Raw genomic sequence first — 17,866 nt, forward strand, 5'->3', positions numbered from 1 at the left:
CTGCGAGACCCGCTAAGGATTCAAATGCGCTGGATAACCCGCCCCGGCTGGCCCGGTAACCTGCTGGCCGTGGCGGCCGGCGCGATCACCACCCTGGCCCTGGCGCCCTTCAATATCTGGCCGCTGGCATTGCTGGCGGTCGGGCTGTTCTATGCGGGCTTGCGCGAGCTCTCGCCACGCCAGGCGCTGGGACGTGGCTGGTGTTTCGGTTTCGGCCTGTTTGGCGCGGGCACCAGTTGGATCTATGTCAGCATCCATAACTTCGGTGGCGCCTCGGTGTTGCTCGCCGGGTTGCTGATGCTGTTGTTCATCGCCGCCATCGCCTGGTTCTTTGCCCTGCCCGCCTGGCTCTGGGCACGTTGGCTGCGGCGCAGCGAAGCGCCCTTGGCCGATGCCCTGGCGTTCGCCGCGCTGTGGCTGGGCCAGGAGGCGTTTCGCGGCTGGTTCCTGACCGGTTTCCCCTGGCTTTACTCCGGCTACAGCCAGCTCGACGGCCCACTGGCCGGCCTCGCGCCGCTGGGTGGGATGTGGCTGATTTCCTTCACCCTGGCCCTGACCGCCGCGCTGCTGTACAACGCGCCCCGGCTGGTGCGGTCCGGGCGCAAAGGCTTCATCGTCGCGGGCGTGGCGCTGTTGGTTGGCCCATGGCTCGCCGGCATGGCGCTTAAAGGGCATGCCTGGACCAGTCCTTCGGGCGATCCGCTGAGCGTCGCCGCGATCCAGGGCAATATCGAACAAAGCATGAAATGGGACCCGGAACAGCTCAACGCCCAGTTGGCGCTGTACCGCGACATGAGTTTCACCTCCAAGCGTGTCGACCTGCTGATCTGGCCGGAAACCGCCGTGCCCGTGCTCAAGGAGTCCGCCCAGGGCTACCTGGACATGATGGGCAGTTTTGCCGCCGAGCGGCACTCGGCGCTGATTACCGGCGTGCCGATTCGCCAACTGGTGCGCCACGAAAAACGCTACTTCAATGGCATCACCGTAACGGGTGAAGGCGACGGGACTTACCTCAAGCAAAAGCTCGTGCCCTTCGGCGAGTACGTGCCGCTGCAGGACCTGCTGCGCGGGCTGATCGCGTTTTTTGACCTGCCCATGTCGGATTTTGCCCGTGGCCCGGCTGACCAGCCGTTGCTGCAGGCCAAGGGATACCAGATCGCGCCCTTTATCTGCTATGAGGTGGTCTACCCGGAATTCGCCGCCAGCCTTTCGGCGCGCAGTGATTTGTTGCTGACCATCAGCAACGACACCTGGTTCGGCACCTCGATCGGCCCGTTGCAACACCTGCAGATGGCGCAGATGCGTGCGCTGGAGGCGGGTCGCTGGATGATTCGCGCCACCAACAACGGCGTCACCGGCCTGATCAACCCGTTTGGCCAGATCACCGCCAGCATCCCGCAATTCGAACGCGGCATCCTCTATGGCGACGTGGTGCCGATGCACGACCTGACGCCTTACCTGCAATGGCGCTCGTGGCCGCTGATCATCTTGTGCGTGTTGCTGCTGGGCTGGGCGCTGATGGCGGGACGGATGGCCAAGACCGTTTGATTCCTTCCCCATGTGGATGAAAAACCTGTGGCGAGGGAGCTTGCTCCCGCTGGACTGCGCAGCAGGCCCGCTTTTTAGGGGCTGCTTCGCGCCCCAGCGGGAGCAAGCTCCCTCGCCACAATAGCGTTCACCTTGATAAATCAGCGGTAGAACAACCAATACCCCACCAGTCCCACCGCTTCATTCATCAGCTGCCCCGACTGCCAGATCGACTTGAATTCCGGCATCCAGCCGCCCAGTGGCCGGGCGTTATCCTGGCCCAGGAAGCCCACCGGCGCCGGGATTACCTCGAAACCTGCCCGTTCGAAACTCCAGACCGCGCGTGGCATGTGCCAGGCCTGGGTCACAACCACCACGCGCTTCACCCCTTCGGGCAGCAAAATCTGCGCGCTCATCTGAGCGTTTTCCCATGTCGTGCGGCTGCGCTCCTCCTGCCAACGCACGGTCACGCCGAAGTCGTCGAGCATCGAGTCGGCCATCAGCTTCGCTTCGCTGGGCGGAGTGCCGTAGTGCAGGCCACCGGTAGTCAGCACCGGCAAACCGGACGCCTTGGTCAGCCGCGCGGCATAACGCTGGCGCTCCAGGCCGATACCGGTGGGCTGGTCGGCGCCCCACGCCAGGTCGCCGCGCTCACGCCCCGAACCCAGCACCACAATGGCGTCGGCGCGCTGGGCCAGGGTCGCCCATTCGCTGCGCAGCAGCGGCGGTTCGCGCTCCAACGCCCTGGCACTCCATTGCACCACCACCGGCAGGCTCAATAGCCAGAAGCCCCCCAACCCCGCGGCGAAACACACCCGGGCCAGGCGCGGCCGGGAGTGACGCCACCACCAGGCAAGCGCCAACAGCAGTAGAAGAATGCCGGGCGGCAATAAAAGTTGTTTGATGAAATAGCGAAACGGCATCGGGCATCTCCATAGATGCCCGAAGCCTAGGTGGGTTGACGCAAAGCGACAACAGATTCCAAAAACATCGAATCAAAAAAAAGCGACACGCGTGAATCCGGCGTTACTTGAACTGCAGTGACCGGACCTTTACAGCATCCTTGTCGGGCGTCCGGTCCTTTAGCCAGACAACTTTGGCCGAACGGGGCGCATCGAGACGCTTGTTTGCCTGGGCCCCGCTTGCAGGTCCCTGGTGCCCGACCTGCTCAAGGTAGGCCTTGACCAGTTCGAACTCTGCGGGGCTCAAGCCGCGCAGTTCCAGCTCTGCCGGGCGTTCATCACGCAAGCGACCGGCGGTTCTTGCAGCGTCAAGGGCCACCCCGAGACGATCGATCAGTTTTTCGTATAACTCAGGTGTAGCGACTTTTCGTTGTGATTCAACCATCCCTCACCTCATTGAAGATAAGACTCACTCCCCATTGAGAAGCTTAGCTTCGCTGGGCAAACCGGCAGCGCGCCGCGACCAACGGCCCTGAACGCCGATCGTCGGCGAAGGTCTGCAAGGCTCGGCAATGGTTCGGCAGCAATCAGGGTTTCCCTCGGCAGAGCGCGGTCATGTATGCTACGGCGCTTCCTGTAACTCCACTTCCAGCTTGGCTGGGCATTGAGAACGCCGCATTCGGCGTCGTCCGCGTCCAGCATGGCAACGAAGAGGATTGGGCCACCCCATTCAGTACAAAAGTAGCCATGCACGAACACTACCAGCCCCGTGAAATCGAAGCCGCCGCCCAGTCGTTCTGGGACGAGCAAAAGTCCTTTGAAGTCAGTGAACAGCCAGGCAAGGAGACGTACTACTGCCTGTCGATGTTCCCTTACCCCAGCGGCAAGCTACACATGGGGCATGTGCGCAACTACACCATCGGCGACGTGATCTCCCGCTACCAGCGCATGCAAGGCAAAAATGTCCTGCAACCCATGGGCTGGGACGCCTTCGGCATGCCGGCGGAAAACGCCGCGATGAAGAACAACGTGGCCCCCGCCAAGTGGACCTACGAAAACATCGCCTACATGAAGTCCCAGCTGCGCAGCCTGGGCCTGGCGGTGGACTGGTCCCGCGAAGTCACCACCTGCAAGCCTGATTACTACCGCTGGGAACAATGGCTGTTCACCCGCCTGTTCGAAAAAGGCGTGATCTACCGCAAGAACGGCACCGTGAACTGGGACCCGGTGGACCAGACCGTACTGGCCAACGAGCAAGTGATCGACGGCCGCGGCTGGCGCTCCGGCGCGCTGATCGAAAAGCGCGAGATCCCGATGTACTACTTCAAGATCACCGCGTACGCGGATGAACTCCTGGAGAGCCTCGACGAGCTGACCGGCTGGCCCGAGCAGGTCAAGACCATGCAGCGCAACTGGATCGGCAAGTCCCGGGGCATGGAAGTGCAGTTCCCGTACGACGTCGCCTCCATTGGCGAAGCCGGCACCCTGAAAGTCTTCACCACCCGTCCGGACACCCTGATGGGCGCGACGTATGTCGCTGTGGCCGCCGAGCATCCGCTGGCGACCCTGGCAGCGCAGAACAACCCCGAGCTGCAGGCGTTCATCGCCGAATGCAAGGGCGGCAGCGTCGCCGAAGCCGACGTTGCCACGCAGGAGAAGAAAGGCCTGCCGACTTCACTGTTCGTCGAGCACCCGCTCACCGGCGAGAAACTGCCGGTGTGGGTCGCCAACTACGTGCTGATGCACTACGGCGACGGCGCGGTCATGGCCGTGCCAGCCCACGACGAGCGCGATTTCGAGTTCGCCCACAAGTACAACCTGCCGGTCAAACCGGTCGTGCGCACCAGCGCCGGCGACCAGACCCCGGCACCTTGGCAAGACGCCTACGGTGAGCACGGCGAGCTGATCAATTCCGGTGAGTTCAACGGCCTGGATTTCGCCGGCGCGTTCGATGCCATCGAAGTGGCCCTCATCAAGAAGAACCTCGGCGCCTCGCGCACCCAGTTCCGCCTGCGTGACTGGGGCATCAGTCGCCAGCGCTACTGGGGCTGCCCGATCCCGATCGTGCATTGCGACACCTGCGGCGACGTACCGGTGCCGGAAGATCAACTGCCGGTGGTCCTGCCGGAAGACGTCGTACCCGACGGCGCCGGTTCGCCCCTGGCGCGCATGCCCGAGTTCTATGAGTGCAACTGCCCGAAATGCGGTGCACCGGCCAAGCGCGAAACCGACACCATGGACACCTTCGTGGAGTCTTCGTGGTACTACGCGCGCTACGCCTCGCCGCACTTCGAAGGCGGCCTGGTGGAAAAATCCGCGGCCGACCACTGGTTGCCGGTGGACCAGTACATCGGCGGCATCGAACACGCGATTCTCCACCTGCTGTACGCGCGCTTCTTCCACAAGCTGATGCGCGACGAAGGCCTGGTGAGCTCCAACGAGCCGTTCAAGAACCTGCTGACCCAGGGCATGGTGATCGCCGAGACTTATTATCGTCGCGAAGCCAACGGTGCCTACACGTGGTTCAACCCGAGCGACGTCGAGCTCGAGCGTGACAGCAAGGCCAAGGTCATCAGCGCCAAGCTGATCGCCGACGGCCTGCCGGTGGAAATCGGCGGTACCGAGAAAATGGCCAAGTCGAAGAACAACGGCGTCGACCCACAGTCGATGATCGACCAGTTCGGCGCAGACACCTGCCGCCTGTTCATGATGTTCGCCTCGCCACCAGACATGAGCGCCGAGTGGTCCGACTCGGGCGTCGAGGGCTCGCACCGCTTCCTCAAGCGCGTCTGGCGCCTGGCCCAGGCCCACGTCACCCAGGGCCTGCCGGGCAAACTGGACGTGGCCAGCCTGAACGACGAGCAGAAAGCCGTTCGCCGCGCGATCCACCTGGCCATCAAGCAGGCCAGCCATGACGTCGGCCAGAACCACAAATTCAACACCGCCATCGCCCAGGTGATGACGCTGATGAACGTACTGGAAAAAGCCGCCCAAGGCACCGAGCAGGATCGCGCGTTGATCCATGAAGGCCTGGAGGCGGTGACGCTGCTGCTGGCACCGATCACTCCGCACATCAGCCACGAGTTGTGGAATCAACTGGGTCACGCCGACCCGGTGATCGACGCCCGTTGGCCGCTGGTGGACGAAACCGCGCTGGTGCAGGACAGCCTGACCCTGGTCATCCAGGTCAATGGCAAGCTGCGCGGCCAGATCGAAATGCCGGCCGCCGCCACTCGCGAAGAAGTCGAAGCCGCGGCGCGTGCCAATGAGAACGTGCTGCGCTTTGTCGATGGCCTGACGATCCGTAAAGTGATCGTCGTGCCCGGCAAGCTGGTCAATATCGTCGCAAGCTAATTGGATCAGGCGACCGGGCCAGGGGCCCGGCGCCGAACATGACCTGCGGGGCCGCACGCTCGGCCCATGGGTTTCAAGGGGAGCAACAAGATGATCAAACGTAATCTGCTGGTTATGGGCCTCGCGGTCCTGCTGAGTGCCTGCGGCTTCCAACTGCGCGGTACCGGCAGCACCGACCTGGCCATCACCGAGCTGGACCTCAGCGCACGCGATGCTTATGGCGAAACAGTAAAAGCATTGCGCGATGCGCTGGAAAACAGCGGCGTGAAGGTCCACAGCGGTGCGCCGTACAAGCTGGTCTTGACCCGCGAGCAGCAAAACCAGCGCAGCCTGAGCTATGCCGGTGCCGGTCGTTCAGCCGAATATGAGCTGAACAACGTGCTGAACTATCAAATCCGCGGCCAGAACGACCTTGTGTTGATGGACGACAAGCTCCAGGTGCAAAAAGTCTATCTGCGTGACGGCAACAACATCGTGGGTTCCGATCAGGAATCCAGCGAAGTACGCGAAGAAATGCGCCGCGACATGGTTCAGCGCATGATGCTGCGCCTGCAGCAACTGACGCCCGCCCAGCTGGAGCAATTGCAGCAGACCGCCGACGCCAAGGCCAAGGCAGAAGCCGACGCACTGGAAGCGGCACGCAAGGCTGAGGCGGAAACCCCGCAACAGTCGCCGATGCAAATTCCAGCTCAATAAGCCTTGCGGGGCGCCTTGGCGCCCCGCTCGCCTACCCTTATGAAGCTCGCTCCCGCGCAACTCGGCAAACACCTGCAAGGCGCTCTCGCGCCGGTCTATATCATCAGCGGCGATGACCCGCTGCTGTGCCAGGAAGCCGCCGACGCCATCCGCTCCGCCGCTCGCCAGCAAGGTTTCGACGAACGCCAGGTGTTCGCCGCCGACGCCAGTTTTGACTGGGGTACGTTGTTGCAGGCCGGGGCAAGCATGTCGCTGTTTGCCGAGAAACGCCTGCTGGAACTGCGCCTGCCTTCCGGCAAGCCCGGTGACAAAGGTGCCGCCGCGCTGATCGAATATTGCTCGCGCCCGGCCGAAGACACGGTGCTGCTCATCAGCCTGCCGAAACTCGACGGCAGTGCGCAGAAAACCAAGTGGGGCAAGGCCCTGGTCGAAGGACCGCAGACCCAGTTCGTGCAGATCTGGCCGGTGGACGTCAGCCAGTTGCCAAGCTGGATCCGCCAGCGTCTGTCCCAGGCCGGGCTGTCGGCCAGCCAGGACGCGGTGGAATTGATCGCCGCCCGGGTCGAAGGCAACCTGCTGGCCGCCGCCCAGGAAATTGAAAAGCTCAAGCTGATGGCCGAAGGCGGGCAGATCACCGTGGAAACGGTCCAGGCCGCCGTGGCCGACAGCGCCCGCTTCGACGTCTTCGGGCTGACCGATGCGATTCTCAACGGCGAAGCCGCCCATGCCTTGCGCATGCTCGAAGGCCTGCGGGGCGAAGGCGTCGAACCTCCCGTGATCCTCTGGGCCCTGGCCCGGGAGCTGCGGCTGCTGGCCAACCTGTCGCTGCAATACAGCCAGGGCGTGCCCCTGGACAAGGCCTTCAGCCAGGCCCGTCCGCCTGTGTGGGATAAACGCAAACCGCTGATGAGCAAAGCCCTGCAGCGGTACTCGACGTCACGCTGGGCACAACTGCTGCTGGAAGCCCAGCGCATCGATGCGCAGATCAAGGGCCAGGCAGCCGGCTCGCCGTGGATGAGCCTCAGTCGGTTGTCGTTGTTGATGGCGGGGCAGCGGTTGCCACTGCCAGCTGAATAAACCTCCCTTGAAAGCGCATCGCAATACCTGTGGCGAGGGGATTTATCCCCGCTGGGCTGCGCAGCAGCCCCAAAAGAACTGGATGCGATTCGTCTGACACACTCAGGTGTCTGGCTTTAGGGCTGCTGCGCACCCCAACGGGGATAAATCCCCTCGCCACAAATCAATTCCTTGCCACAATTGCGTATTCGTTAGCTGATACTTTCTGTATCGATGCAGGGACTGGACAAAACCCCAGTCCTGCCCCATGATTTCCCCCGCAAAACCACCCCACGAGAGATCCGATCATGAGCAAAAAGCCATCCAGGCATGGCCCCAACAAGGCCAAGTCCATCGTCGCCCAACCCCTGTTCCGCAGCCGCCAGGAACGACCCGCCAAGGGCAAAGGCAGCTACCGCCGCGAAGCCTTCCAGTCTGATAACTGGGAGGCTTCTTGCTTTCTGGCGGCTTGAAACACCCAGACAAGCCCTACGCCCCTTTCGCATGTTAAGGTCGGCACCTGATTTGTATTTCTGGACCCGTGCATGCCCTTCTGTCTTTCCCATCGTTGGCCACTGCGCCAAATGATTGTTGCCACAAGCGTCGCCCTGCTTGTCGCCTGCGCCGAAAAACCTACCGCCGCCGACGCCCAACCGCTGCAGCCCGCACCCGCCGTGACCGCCCCCGCCATCGTGCCGCCGGTCATGCCGACCAGTGACGACCTGGACATCGTACCGACCCAGACCTTCGCCGAATGGCAGGCCGGGTTTCGCCGAGAGGCGCTGGCCGCCGGGATCCGCGGCGATCTGTTCGATCGCGCGTTCATCGGTGTCAGCCCGGACATGAGCGTCATCAAGGCCGATCGCAGCCAGCCGGAATTCACCCGCCCCGTGTGGGAATACCTCGACGGCGCGCTGTCGCCGCTGCGGGTCAATAAAGGCAAGAGCCTGATCCAACAGAACGCCCAGGTCCTGCAAAACATCGAGCAGCGTTATGGCGTCGATCGCGCGGCGCTGGTGGCGGTGTGGGGCATGGAGAGCAACTTCGGTCAGTTCCAGGGCACCAAGTCCGTCATCAACTCCCTGGCAACCCTGGCCTATGAGGGACGGCGTCCGGCCTTTGCCCATGCCCAACTGATCGCCGCGCTGCAGATCCTGCAACAGGGCGATATCACACCGGAAAAAATGCTCGGTTCCTGGGCTGGGGCCATGGGCCAGACCCAGTTCATTCCGACCACCTACAACACCCATGCAGTGGACTTTGACGGCGACGGTCGCCGCGACATCTGGGGCAGCTCAACCGATGCCCTGGCGTCGACCGCGCACTATCTGCAGAGCTCCGGCTGGCAGCGTGGCCAACGATGGGGATTCGAGGTCTCGCTCAACGAGGGCTTCGACTACACGCTGGCCGATGGCACGATCCGCAAGCCTGTCGCTGAATGGGAGCGACTGGGCGTTTCAGAATATGGTGGCCTGTCGATAACGCCGGATGACAAGCAACTCTCGGCGTCCCTCCTCCTGCCGGCAGGCCATCGTGGCCCGGCGTTCCTGATCTTCGATAACTTCCGCGCCATCCTCAAGTACAACAATTCGTCGTCCTATGCGCTGGCGGTTGGGCTGTTGTCGGAGCGCTTCACCGGTGGAGGCCTGGTCTACGGTCAGTGGCCCAAGGAAGACCTGCCGCTGAGCCGCAGCGAACGTATCGAATTGCAGGTGCTGCTCGGCAAGCACAACTACGACGCGGGCAACCCCGACGGCATCATCGGCGCCAACACCCGCAAGGCGATCCGCAGTGCGCAGCAATCGTTTGGCTGGCCGGCGGATGGGTATCCGACCCATCAGTTGCTGGAGGCGTTGCGTAGCCGTTGAATTTGGCGGCTGATGCCATCGCGAGCAAGCTCGCTCCCACAGGTGTTCTCGGTCAACCTGTGGGAGCGAGCTTGCTCGCGATGACTGACTATCAGGCAATAAAGAACTAAAGACTGACCACCACATCCTGCTCCAACATCAACTTCTTCTCCCCCGCATCCAGCGTCACCAACGCCCCCATGGGCAAGGTCAGGTTCGGATCGCAGTGCCCGCTGCGCCAGCCAGACAACACTGGGATGCGCAACGGCGCGAAGGTCTGCTTGAGCAACCGGTTCAACGCTTCGACATCCACCCCGGCCACGTCCCCCACCAATACACCGCGCAACTTCGCCAGCGTGCCCGCGAGTCGCAATTGGGTCAGCAGGCGATCGATGCGGTACAGGGGTTCGTTGACGTCTTCGATGAACAGGATCACACCTTCGGCGTCGATCTGGTAAGGCGTGCCCATGGTCGCGGCGATCATCGAGAGGTTGCCTCCCAGCAGACGTCCATGGGCGATGCCCGGCTCGACGGTGGTCAGCGGGTACGCTGCGGGATGGCTCAGGACGTCGCCGGCCTTCAATTGACCGCGTAGCAGGCTGAAGAACGAGGTGACGGTTGGGGGTTCCTTGTCGCCCAGGAGGTCGGCGTTTAGCAGCGGGCCGTGGAAGGTGACGAAGCCTGCGTAGCGGCTGATGGCGAGGTGCAGGGCGGTGATGTCGCTGTAGCCTACGAATGGCTTGGGGTTGCGGCGTATGAGGTCGAAGTCGATGCGATCCAGCAGCCGGGGGGTGCCGTAGCCGCCGCGTAGGCAGATGATAGCGTTGATTTCTGGGTCGGCGAAGGCGGCGTGGAGGTCATTGAGGCGGATTTCGTCGGGGCCGGCGAGGTAGCCGTCTTTTTCGTAGACGCCTGGGAAGATTCGCAGTTCATGGCCCCTTGCACGCATCCATTGGATGGCTTTTTCCGTGTCCAGGGGTGCGGGGCCGGCGGGGGCGATCACGGCGATCAGGCCTTCGTGCGGGAGTGCTGGGACGGGGTGGTGTGGGGTCATGGGGTTTCCGGGTTTTTGATCGTCTGATCGTGTGTATATCCGTTTTTTTGTAACGGCGGCTGGTGGTTCCGCTCTTACAGCGGGTCACTTTTTTCAAACGCCAAAAAAGTAACCAAAAACGCTCTGCCCCACCACTCGGCACCTCGCCTAGGCTCGGTGTGCCCTCACTCCGGCATTGCTCCGTGGGCCCGCCGCGATGGGCCATCCATGGCCCTGCGCGGCTATCCCGGCATCCATGCCGGGATGCCCACTCCACAATGCCTGCGTTCGGCCAGCGTGGTTTAACGGGGCGCCAAGATCAAGATCAAGATCCAAAGCAAGAGCAAGAGCAAGAGCAAGAGCCAGAGCAGGGCATCAGCCAGGATTTATTTAGCTGAGCCACCGCTTTCGCGAGCAAGCCCGCTCCCACATTGGATTTTCGGCAGGCATCCAATGCACATTCACCGCGAAACCCGGTGGGAGCGGGCTTGCTCGCGAAGAGGCCGGTACACCCAACATCAGCGCAAACTGACACACCGCCTTCGCGAGCAGGCTCGCTCCCATAGGAGATATGCAATCCACCAGAAACCAGGTCGACCCTTAAGGCCACCTCGCTTTTGCTTTTGCTTTTGCTTTTGCTTTTGATCTGAAGCGCCCCGTTAACCACGATGGCTGAACGAAGGTATTGCGCAGTGGGTAACTCGGCATGGATGCCGGGTTAGCCGCGCTGGGCCATGGATGGCCCTTCGCGGCGGCCCACGGAGCGATGCCTTCGTTCAGGCATGCCGAGCCTAGGCGAGGCACCGAGTGGTGGGGCAAAGCCTTTTTGGTTACTTTTTTGGCGTCTGAAAAAAGTGACCCGCCGTAAGGGCGGAACCATCAGCCGCCGTTACGCAAAAAACGGATATACACCCCACCTAAAAAATCAGCCCCCAAGCAACTCAGCCTTGACCAACTTAGCCTGCTCATCAGCATGATACGAAGACCGCACCAACGGCCCCGAAGCCACGTTCTTGAAGCCCATCTTGTATCCCTCCTCGGCAAACCAGGCAAAGGTATCCGGGTGTACAAAACGCTGCACCGGCAAGTGGCTACGCGAAGGCTGCAGGTACTGGCCGAGAGTCAACATATCAATGTCATGCTCACGCATGCGCTTCATGACCTCGATAACTTCCTCATCGGTCTCACCCAGGCCCAGCATCAAGCCAGACTTGGTCGGAATATGCGGCATCATCTGCTTGAAGCGCTGCAGCAAGGTCAACGACCACTGGTAGTCCGAGCCCGGACGCGCGGCCTTGTACAGGCGTGGCACGGTTTCCAGGTTGTGGTTGAACACATCTGGCGGCTCGGCAGCGGTGATTTCCAGGGCGATGTCCATGCGGCCGCGGTAGTCCGGCACCAGGGTTTCCAGCTGCACGTTCGGCGACAGCTTGCGGATTTCGCGAATGCAGTCGGCGAAGTGCTGGGCACCACCGTCACGCAGGTCGTCGCGGTCCACCGAGGTGATGACCACGTACTTGAGCTTCAGGTCGGCAATGGCGATCGCCAGGCTTTCCGGCTCGTTGACGTCCAATGGCTTCGGACGACCGTGGCCGACGTCGCAGAATGGGCAGCGACGGGTGCAGATGTCGCCCATGATCATGAACGTCGCGGTACCGCCGGAGAAGCATTCGCCCAGGTTCGGGCAGGAGGCTTCTTCGCAGACGCTGTGCAGCTTGTGCTTGCGCAGCAGCGCCTTGATGCGGTCGACTTCCGGGGAAACCGGGATGCGCACGCGGATCCAGTCGGGTTTCTTCGGCAGTTCGGTGGTGGGGATGATCTTGACCGGAATGCGTGCAACCTTCTCGGCGCCGCGCAGCTTGACGCCGGCCTCTACCTTGGCACGCGGGGCCGGACGCTCGGTGACGTCCTGCGTCGGGATCATGGTTTGCACTGCATCAGTAGTCATATCAGTCGATTCCGCCCGTGAGGGTCGTCTGCTCAGCATAGTCGAGGTGTTTGACGAGCTGCGCGCGCAGCCGGGCACTTACCTCGGCAAATTCAATCGATCCTGTGTGATCGCGCAGCTGGGTCATCGCCAGCCCTGCGTAGCCACAGGGATTAATCCGTCGGAACGGTTCAAGATTCATGTCCACGTTCAACGCCAGGCCGTGGAACGAACAACCATGGCGGATCCGCAGACCAAGGGAGGCGATCTTCGCCCCGTCGACGTACACGCCCGGTGCATCGGGCTTGGCCGCCGCGGCCACACCGTAGCTGGCGAGCAGCTCGATCAGGCACGTCTCCATGCGCGTGACCAGCTCGCGCACGCCGAATCCCAGCTTGCGCACATCCAGCAGCAGGTAGGCCACCAGTTGGCCGGGACCATGGTAAGTCACCTGCCCGCCCCGGTCGACCTTCACCACCGGGATATCACCCGGCAGCAATAGATGCTCGGCCTTGCCCGCCTGGCCCTGGGTGAACACCGGTGGGTGTTCGACCAGCCAGACTTCATCAGCCGCCGCGTCACCGCGTTCATTGGTGAAGCGCTGCATGGCATGCCAGACCGGCTCGTAAGCCATCGTGCCCAGCTCGCGAAAGCCCAGCGTGCCCGGCATCACAACACCATGTGCACGAAACCGGTCGCTCGCAGCTCGCTGTTGATGTCGTAGAGCTGTTCCTGGCCGGTGGCAATGATGTGCAACTGGATCGTCGTGTACTTGCCGTTGGTACTCTGGCGCTCGGCCAGGGTCTTGAGGTCAACGGTGGCGTGTTTCTCAAGGATCGCGACGATCTTGTCCTTGAAGCCCACACCGGTGTCGCCGATTACTTTGATCGGGTAATCCGCGCAGGGAAATTCGATCTTTGGCGCCTTTACTTCAGAGTCTGTCATGGCGTAACGGCCTCGCAAGGCGTGGTAACGAACATGGCCCCGCGCCGGAAAGGAACGGGGCCATGCAGGTCAACACTCGGAATCAGTTGAACAAGCCGTAGAAGAATAGACGGATGCTATCCCACATGCGGCGGAAGATACCACCTTCCTCGACCGCGTCCAGCGCGATCAGGTCGGCGCTGTGCACCACCTTGTCTTCCAGTTTGACTTCGACCTTGCCGATGACGTCGCCCTTGGCGATCGGCGCGGTCAGTTGCGGATTCATGGTCATGCTGGCGGCGAGCTTCTTGAGCTGGCCTTTAGGCAAGGTCATGGTCAGGTCCTGGGCCAGGCCGGCCTTTATCTGGTTGGTGGAACCTTTCCAGACCTGGGCCTGGGCCAGTTCGGTGCCCTTCTGGTAGAAGGTCTGGGTTTCGAAGAAACGGAAACCGTAGGTCAGCAGCTTCTGGGTTTCAGCGGCACGAGCCACTTCGCTGCTGGTGCCGAAGACCACGGCGATCAGGCGCATGCCGTCGCGCACGGCCGAAGACACCATGCAATAGCCCGCTTCGTCGGTGTGACCGGTCTTCAGGCCATCGACGGTCTTGTCGCGCCACAGCAGCAGGTTGCGGTTAGGTTGCTTGATGCCGTTCCAGAAGAACTCCTTCTGGGAGTAGATGGCGTAGTGCGCCGGGTCTTCGTGGATGATTGCCCGGGCCAGCACCGCCATGTCGTGAGCCGACGAGTAGTGCTCAGGGTTCGGCAGGCCGGTCGGGTTCATGAAGTGGCTGTTGGTCATGCCCAGGTCGGCCACGGTTTTGTTCATCATGTCGGCGAACGCATCTTCGCTGCCGGCGATGTGCTCGGCCAGGGCGACGCTGGCGTCGTTGCCGGACTGGATGATGATGCCGTGCAGCAGGTCGCTGACGGTCACTTGCGAGCCGACCTTGATGAACATCCGCGAACCGCCGGTGCGCCAGGCATTCTCGCTGACGGTGACCGGATCGTTCTCGCCAATCTGGCCACGACGAATCTCCAGCGTGGCGATGTAGGCGGTCATCAGCTTGGTCAGGCTGGCCGGTGGCAGGCGCTGGTCACCATTGTTCTCCACCAGCACATTGCCGCTGCTGGCATCCATGAGGACATAGGCCTTGGCCGCCAGTTGTGGAGGCGAAGGCATCATCTCAACCGCGAACGCGGCCGGAGAGAGAAGCAGCGGGACTAGCAGGCAAAGGCGTTTGGCAAAGGTGGTGATGTTCATCCGTCTCTCGAAATCGCTAATGGGACTGCCCGAAGGCAGAACTAAACAGGCAGCCTCTTAACGGGCCGCCGCGTATTTAAGTTGCTCACTCACAACCCTTGCCGGGCTTTTGTTATTCATGGAGCCAACAACCTGACCCGCCCAAACCGCAAGCGGGCCTTTCAAATCTACTCAGCCGTGACCAGGCTCGGCGAACCGAGATTGGCCAGGCGCACACTGTTCTGCACCTGCTGGACCTCACCCGGAGAACCGATCGGCCCCAGGCGCACCCGATGCAGTGTCTGCTGGTTGCGCACGATCGAGCTGATGAACACCGGCGCGCTGACCATCGAGCTCAGCTTCGACCTCAACAGCTCGGCAGCGTCCGGGTTGGCGAACGCGCCCACTTGCAGATACTGGCCAGACGCTGTTGCAGAAGCGTTTTTTTTTGGGTCGATCTGCACGGGCACCACGGCCGCCGCATGTTGCTGCGGCGGTGGGGTCCATTGTTCGACCGTACCGGTGGAAGCCGTCACGGTCGGCGCGGCATTTTGCGCCACTTTCGGCTCGTTGAGCATCAAAGGCGCCGGACGGCCGCGCTGGGCCCACCATTCCTGCGGATCGATGCCTTCGACCTTGACCCGAGCAGTGCCGATTTCAGCGTAACCGAGCTTTTTCGCCGCCGCATACGACAAGTCGATGATCCGGTCGGAATAGAACGGCCCACGGTCGTTGACCCGCAGGATCACGCTCTTGTTGTTGTCCAGGTTGGTCACCCGCACATAGCTGGGCAGCGGCAAGGTCTTGTGGGCAGCGCTCATGCCATAAAGGTCGTAGACCTCGCCATTGGCGGTGTTCTGGCCATGGAACTTGGTGCCGTACCAGGACGCCGTGCCCGAGGCCACATAGCGCTTGGAATCAGCCATTGGGAAATAGGTCTTGCCCAGCACCGTATACGGGTTGGCCTTGTAGGGGCCGGTGTGCAGGGTCGGCGTTGCGTCGGGAATGCGCGAGACATCCACGTCCCACCACGGCGCGCCGTCCTTGTGGGCCCGGTTGATGTCCAGGCCCGGCGTGGCTTTCACGACGTTGCTGTTCTTCTGGGTCGGTGCGCGGCTGGTCGAACAACTGACGACCAACAGCGACAGCGCAGCCAATGCCACCAGCTTGAGGGGCCTGGCTTTCAGGGGTTGATAGGTAGGCATTGCCCGCATTATTTGACGCCCCGTGCTTTGACCAGCTCTTCAGACAGTTGATATACGGCCATGGCGTACATCACGCTGCGGTTATAACGCGTAATCGCGTAGAAATTCTTCAGGCCCATCCAATATTCGGGGCCCTGCTCGCCTTCCAGGCGCATTGCGGTGACTGGCATGTCATCACGCAGCGCATCATGACTCGACCAGCCCAGCGCTCGCAACTCCCCGACGGTTTTCGTCGGCTCGATACCCTCGGTCAGGCCCTCGTCCACCTGCTCGCCACGCACATCGGCACGGCTGACCACCGGTTCGCCGGCCTCCCAGCCATGGCGCTTGAAATAGCTGGCAACACTGCCGATGGCATCCGTCGGATTGGTCCAGATATTGATGTGGCCGTCGCCGTCGAAATCCACCGCATAGGCACGGAAACTGCTCGGCATGAATTGCGGCAGGCCCATCGCCCCGGCGTAGGAACCCTTGAGGGTCATTGGATCAACTTGTTCTTCGCGAGCCAGCAACAGGAACTCGCGCAGTTCCTTGCGGAAGAACTCGGCGCGGGGCGGGTAATCGAAACCCAGGGTCGACAGCGCGTCGATCACCCGGAAATTGCCGGTATTGCGGCCAAAGAAGGTTTCAACGCCGATGATCGACACGATGACCTGGGCCGGCACGCCATACTCCTGCTCGGCGCGGGCCAGCGCGGCCTCGTGCTGGCGCCAGAAATCCACGCCCCGGGCGATCCGCGCCTCGGTGATGAACATCGGCCGGTATTCGCTCCACTGCTTGACGCGCTCGGCGGGCCGGGAGATCGCGTCGAGAATCGACTGCTTGCGCTCGGCCTCGCGGAACACCCCCATCAGCTGTTCGCCGGCAAAACCGTAGTCGCGGGTCATTTCACCGACAAACTCGGCCACTTGCGGCGAGCCTTCATATTCGCCTGCCACGGCATGCGGCGCACAGCCCAGGAAGCCGACCAGGCCGACCCACGGCGCATATCGCGTCGACCAGCCACGCATTGCTTGCATTGAACTCTTCACCTTATTCAAACCTGAGCGATCCACTTGCGATGGGTATGGATCGACATCAAAACCCCAAACGCTGACAGTAGTGTCACCAGCGAAGTTCCTCCGTAGCTAATGAATGGCAACGGCACCCCCACGACCGGCAGCAGGCCACTGACCATACCGATGTTGACGAAAACATAAACAAAAAACGTCATGGTCAGGCTGCCGGCGAGCAATTTGCCGAACAGCGTCTGCGCCTGGGCCGTGATCACCAGGCCCCGGCCGATCAACAACAGGTAGATCAACAGCAGCACGCAGATACCCACCAGGCCGAACTCCTCGCCCATCACCGCGATGATGAAGTCGGTGTGGCTTTCCGGCAGAAAGTCCAGGTGCGACTGGGTACCCATCAGCCAACCCTTGCCGAACACGCCGCCGGAACCGATGGCGGCCTTGGACTGGATGATGTTCCAGCCGGTGCCCAGCGGATCGCTCTCCGGATCGAGGAACGTCAGGATCCGCTGCTTCTGGTAGTCGTGCATCACGAAGTACCACATCGCCACCGACACCGGCACGGCGATGGCGATCACGCTGAGGATCCAGCGCCAGCGCAACCCGCCCATGAACAGCACGAAGGCGCCGCCAGCCAGGATCAGCAGCGAGGTGCCGAGGTCCGGCTGGCGCACGATGAGGATGAACGGGATGCCGATCAGCAACAGGCTGATGCACACGTGCTTGAGCTGCGGCGGCAAGGTGCGCTTGGACAGGTACCAGGCGATGGTCGCCGGCATGATGATCTTGAGGAATTCCGAGGGCTGGAAGCGGATCACCCCGGGGATGTTGATCCAGCGGGTGGCGCCCATGGCGTTGTGGCCCATCACGTCCACCACCACCAGCAAGCCCACGCCCACCACATAGGCCAGCGGCACCCAGCGCGCCATGAAACGCGGTTCGAGCTGGGCGATGACGATCATCGACACCAGGCCGATGCCGAACGAGGTGGCCTGCTTGGCCAGCAGGTCCCAGCTCTTGCCGCTGGCCGAATACAACACGAACAGGCTGCCGGCCGCCAATATCAGCAGCAGGATCAGCAACGGCCCGTCGATGTGCATGCGCTGCAGCAAGGTGGCGCGACGGCGCATCACATCTTCGCTGGA

Annotated in this window: 16 protein-coding genes; 6 read left to right on the forward strand and 10 right to left on the reverse strand. The window is 62.2% G+C overall.

Annotated features, from left to right (window positions below; all coding sequences use genetic code 11):
* The first annotated feature begins 24 nt into the window (after nucleotides 1–24).
* Nucleotides 25–1,548 carry an apolipoprotein N-acyltransferase gene (gene lnt / locus KSS97_RS25340; RefSeq protein ID WP_217860397.1) on the forward strand — a complete coding sequence of 508 codons (1,524 nt, stop codon included), beginning with the start codon at nucleotides 25–27 and terminating at the stop codon, nucleotides 1,546–1,548.
* Between the two features lie 140 nt (nucleotides 1,549–1,688).
* On the opposite strand, the gene KSS97_RS25345 is transcribed toward lnt, so the two are convergent.
* Together KSS97_RS25345 and KSS97_RS25350 are read right to left on the reverse strand one after the other, a co-directional pair.
* Nucleotides 1,689–2,450 carry a YdcF family protein gene (locus KSS97_RS25345; RefSeq protein WP_217860398.1) on the reverse strand — a complete coding sequence of 254 codons (762 nt, stop codon included), beginning with the start codon at nucleotides 2,448–2,450 and terminating at the stop codon, nucleotides 1,689–1,691.
* A gap of 103 nt (nucleotides 2,451–2,553) precedes the next feature.
* Nucleotides 2,554–2,874: a hypothetical protein gene (locus KSS97_RS25350; protein WP_198796720.1), complete on the reverse strand. Its 321-nt coding sequence runs from the start codon at nucleotides 2,872–2,874 to the stop codon at nucleotides 2,554–2,556.
* Between the two features lie 302 nt (nucleotides 2,875–3,176).
* Between KSS97_RS25350 and leuS the strand changes: the two genes are divergently transcribed.
* The 5 genes from leuS (at nucleotide 3,177) to KSS97_RS25375 (ending at nucleotide 9,403) form a co-directional block, all read left to right on the forward strand.
* Complete coding sequence (leuS, locus tag KSS97_RS25355; protein ID WP_030140365.1) at nucleotides 3,177–5,783, forward strand: leucine--tRNA ligase; 2,607 nt, start codon at nucleotides 3,177–3,179, stop codon at nucleotides 5,781–5,783.
* Between the two features lie 90 nt (nucleotides 5,784–5,873).
* Nucleotides 5,874–6,479, forward strand: coding sequence for an LPS-assembly lipoprotein LptE (locus KSS97_RS25360; protein ID WP_217860399.1), 606 nt, complete (start codon nucleotides 5,874–5,876; stop codon nucleotides 6,477–6,479).
* A gap of 39 nt (nucleotides 6,480–6,518) precedes the next feature.
* Nucleotides 6,519–7,556, forward strand: a complete 1,038-nt coding sequence (gene holA, locus KSS97_RS25365; protein ID WP_217860400.1) for a DNA polymerase III subunit delta — start codon at nucleotides 6,519–6,521, stop codon at nucleotides 7,554–7,556.
* Between the two features lie 287 nt (nucleotides 7,557–7,843).
* Nucleotides 7,844–8,008 carry an alternative ribosome rescue factor ArfA gene (gene arfA, locus KSS97_RS25370; RefSeq protein WP_030140368.1) on the forward strand — a complete coding sequence of 55 codons (165 nt, stop codon included), beginning with the start codon at nucleotides 7,844–7,846 and terminating at the stop codon, nucleotides 8,006–8,008.
* Between the two features lie 72 nt (nucleotides 8,009–8,080).
* Complete coding sequence (locus KSS97_RS25375) at nucleotides 8,081–9,403, forward strand: lytic murein transglycosylase (RefSeq protein ID WP_217860401.1); 1,323 nt, start codon at nucleotides 8,081–8,083, stop codon at nucleotides 9,401–9,403.
* Nucleotides 9,404–9,509: 106 nt separating this feature from the next.
* On the opposite strand, the gene KSS97_RS25380 is transcribed toward KSS97_RS25375, so the two are convergent.
* The 8 genes from KSS97_RS25380 to rodA all read right to left on the reverse strand — a co-directional run bounded on the left by KSS97_RS25380 (nucleotide 9,510) and on the right by rodA (nucleotide 17,851).
* Nucleotides 9,510–10,436: a S66 peptidase family protein gene (locus KSS97_RS25380; protein ID WP_198796718.1), complete on the reverse strand. Its 927-nt coding sequence runs from the start codon at nucleotides 10,434–10,436 to the stop codon at nucleotides 9,510–9,512.
* Nucleotides 10,437–11,340: 904 nt separating this feature from the next.
* The gene (gene lipA, locus KSS97_RS25385; protein WP_030140371.1) at nucleotides 11,341–12,363 is read right to left on the reverse strand and encodes a lipoyl synthase; all 1,023 of its coding nucleotides are present in this window, start codon (nucleotides 12,361–12,363) and stop codon (nucleotides 11,341–11,343) included.
* 1 nt (nucleotide 12,364) lies between these two features.
* Nucleotides 12,365–13,012: a lipoyl(octanoyl) transferase LipB gene (lipB, locus tag KSS97_RS25390; RefSeq protein ID WP_030140372.1), complete on the reverse strand. Its 648-nt coding sequence runs from the start codon at nucleotides 13,010–13,012 to the stop codon at nucleotides 12,365–12,367.
* Nucleotides 13,012–13,287 (reverse strand): DUF493 domain-containing protein, encoded by a 276-nt coding sequence (locus KSS97_RS25395; RefSeq protein ID WP_030140373.1) that lies wholly within the window; start codon nucleotides 13,285–13,287, stop codon nucleotides 13,012–13,014. The genes lipB and KSS97_RS25395 overlap by 1 nt, the downstream gene beginning before the upstream one ends.
* A gap of 82 nt (nucleotides 13,288–13,369) precedes the next feature.
* Entirely contained in the window at nucleotides 13,370–14,527 is a 1,158-nt protein-coding gene (locus KSS97_RS25400) for a D-alanyl-D-alanine carboxypeptidase family protein (protein WP_217860402.1), read from the reverse strand.
* Nucleotides 14,528–14,694: 167 nt separating this feature from the next.
* Nucleotides 14,695–15,720 (reverse strand): septal ring lytic transglycosylase RlpA family protein, encoded by a 1,026-nt coding sequence (locus tag KSS97_RS25405; RefSeq protein ID WP_030140375.1) that lies wholly within the window; start codon nucleotides 15,718–15,720, stop codon nucleotides 14,695–14,697.
* Complete coding sequence (gene mltB, locus KSS97_RS25410) at nucleotides 15,720–16,730, reverse strand: lytic murein transglycosylase B (protein WP_198796716.1); 1,011 nt, start codon at nucleotides 16,728–16,730, stop codon at nucleotides 15,720–15,722. Before mltB ends, KSS97_RS25405 begins: the two co-directional genes overlap by 1 nt.
* Nucleotides 16,731–16,747: 17 nt before the next feature.
* Complete coding sequence (gene rodA / locus KSS97_RS25415) at nucleotides 16,748–17,851, reverse strand: rod shape-determining protein RodA (protein WP_217862103.1); 1,104 nt, start codon at nucleotides 17,849–17,851, stop codon at nucleotides 16,748–16,750.
* Between the last annotated feature and the right edge of the window lie 15 nt (nucleotides 17,852–17,866).

The sequence above is a fragment of the Pseudomonas alvandae genome, assembly GCF_019141525.1.
GTDB lineage: Bacteria > Pseudomonadota > Gammaproteobacteria > Pseudomonadales > Pseudomonadaceae > Aquipseudomonas > Aquipseudomonas alvandae.

Coding starts and splice junctions, on each gene's coding strand:
- leuS (WP_030140365.1), top strand. CDS start 3,177: ATGCACGAACACTACCAGCCCCGTGAAATCGAAGCCGCCGCCCAGTCG.
- lipA (WP_030140371.1), bottom strand. CDS start 12,363: ATGACTACTGATGCAGTGCAAACCATGATCCCGACGCAGGACGTCACC.
- rodA (WP_217862103.1), bottom strand. CDS start 17,851: ATGCGCCGTCGCGCCACCTTGCTGCAGCGCATGCACATCGACGGGCCG.
- KSS97_RS25405 (WP_030140375.1), bottom strand. CDS start 15,720: ATGCGGGCAATGCCTACCTATCAACCCCTGAAAGCCAGGCCCCTCAAG.
- KSS97_RS25380 (WP_198796718.1), bottom strand. CDS start 10,436: ATGACCCCACACCACCCCGTCCCAGCACTCCCGCACGAAGGCCTGATC.
- lnt (WP_217860397.1), top strand. CDS start 25: ATGCGCTGGATAACCCGCCCCGGCTGGCCCGGTAACCTGCTGGCCGTG.
- KSS97_RS25395 (WP_030140373.1), bottom strand. CDS start 13,287: ATGACAGACTCTGAAGTAAAGGCGCCAAAGATCGAATTTCCCTGCGCG.
- lipB (WP_030140372.1), bottom strand. CDS start 13,012: ATGCCGGGCACGCTGGGCTTTCGCGAGCTGGGCACGATGGCTTACGAG.
- KSS97_RS25400 (WP_217860402.1), bottom strand. CDS start 14,527: ATGAACATCACCACCTTTGCCAAACGCCTTTGCCTGCTAGTCCCGCTG.
- holA (WP_217860400.1), top strand. CDS start 6,519: ATGAAGCTCGCTCCCGCGCAACTCGGCAAACACCTGCAAGGCGCTCTC.
- KSS97_RS25375 (WP_217860401.1), top strand. CDS start 8,081: ATGCCCTTCTGTCTTTCCCATCGTTGGCCACTGCGCCAAATGATTGTT.
- KSS97_RS25360 (WP_217860399.1), top strand. CDS start 5,874: ATGATCAAACGTAATCTGCTGGTTATGGGCCTCGCGGTCCTGCTGAGT.
- KSS97_RS25345 (WP_217860398.1), bottom strand. CDS start 2,450: ATGCCGTTTCGCTATTTCATCAAACAACTTTTATTGCCGCCCGGCATT.
- mltB (WP_198796716.1), bottom strand. CDS start 16,730: ATGCAAGCAATGCGTGGCTGGTCGACGCGATATGCGCCGTGGGTCGGC.
- KSS97_RS25350 (WP_198796720.1), bottom strand. CDS start 2,874: ATGGTTGAATCACAACGAAAAGTCGCTACACCTGAGTTATACGAAAAA.
- arfA (WP_030140368.1), top strand. CDS start 7,844: ATGAGCAAAAAGCCATCCAGGCATGGCCCCAACAAGGCCAAGTCCATC.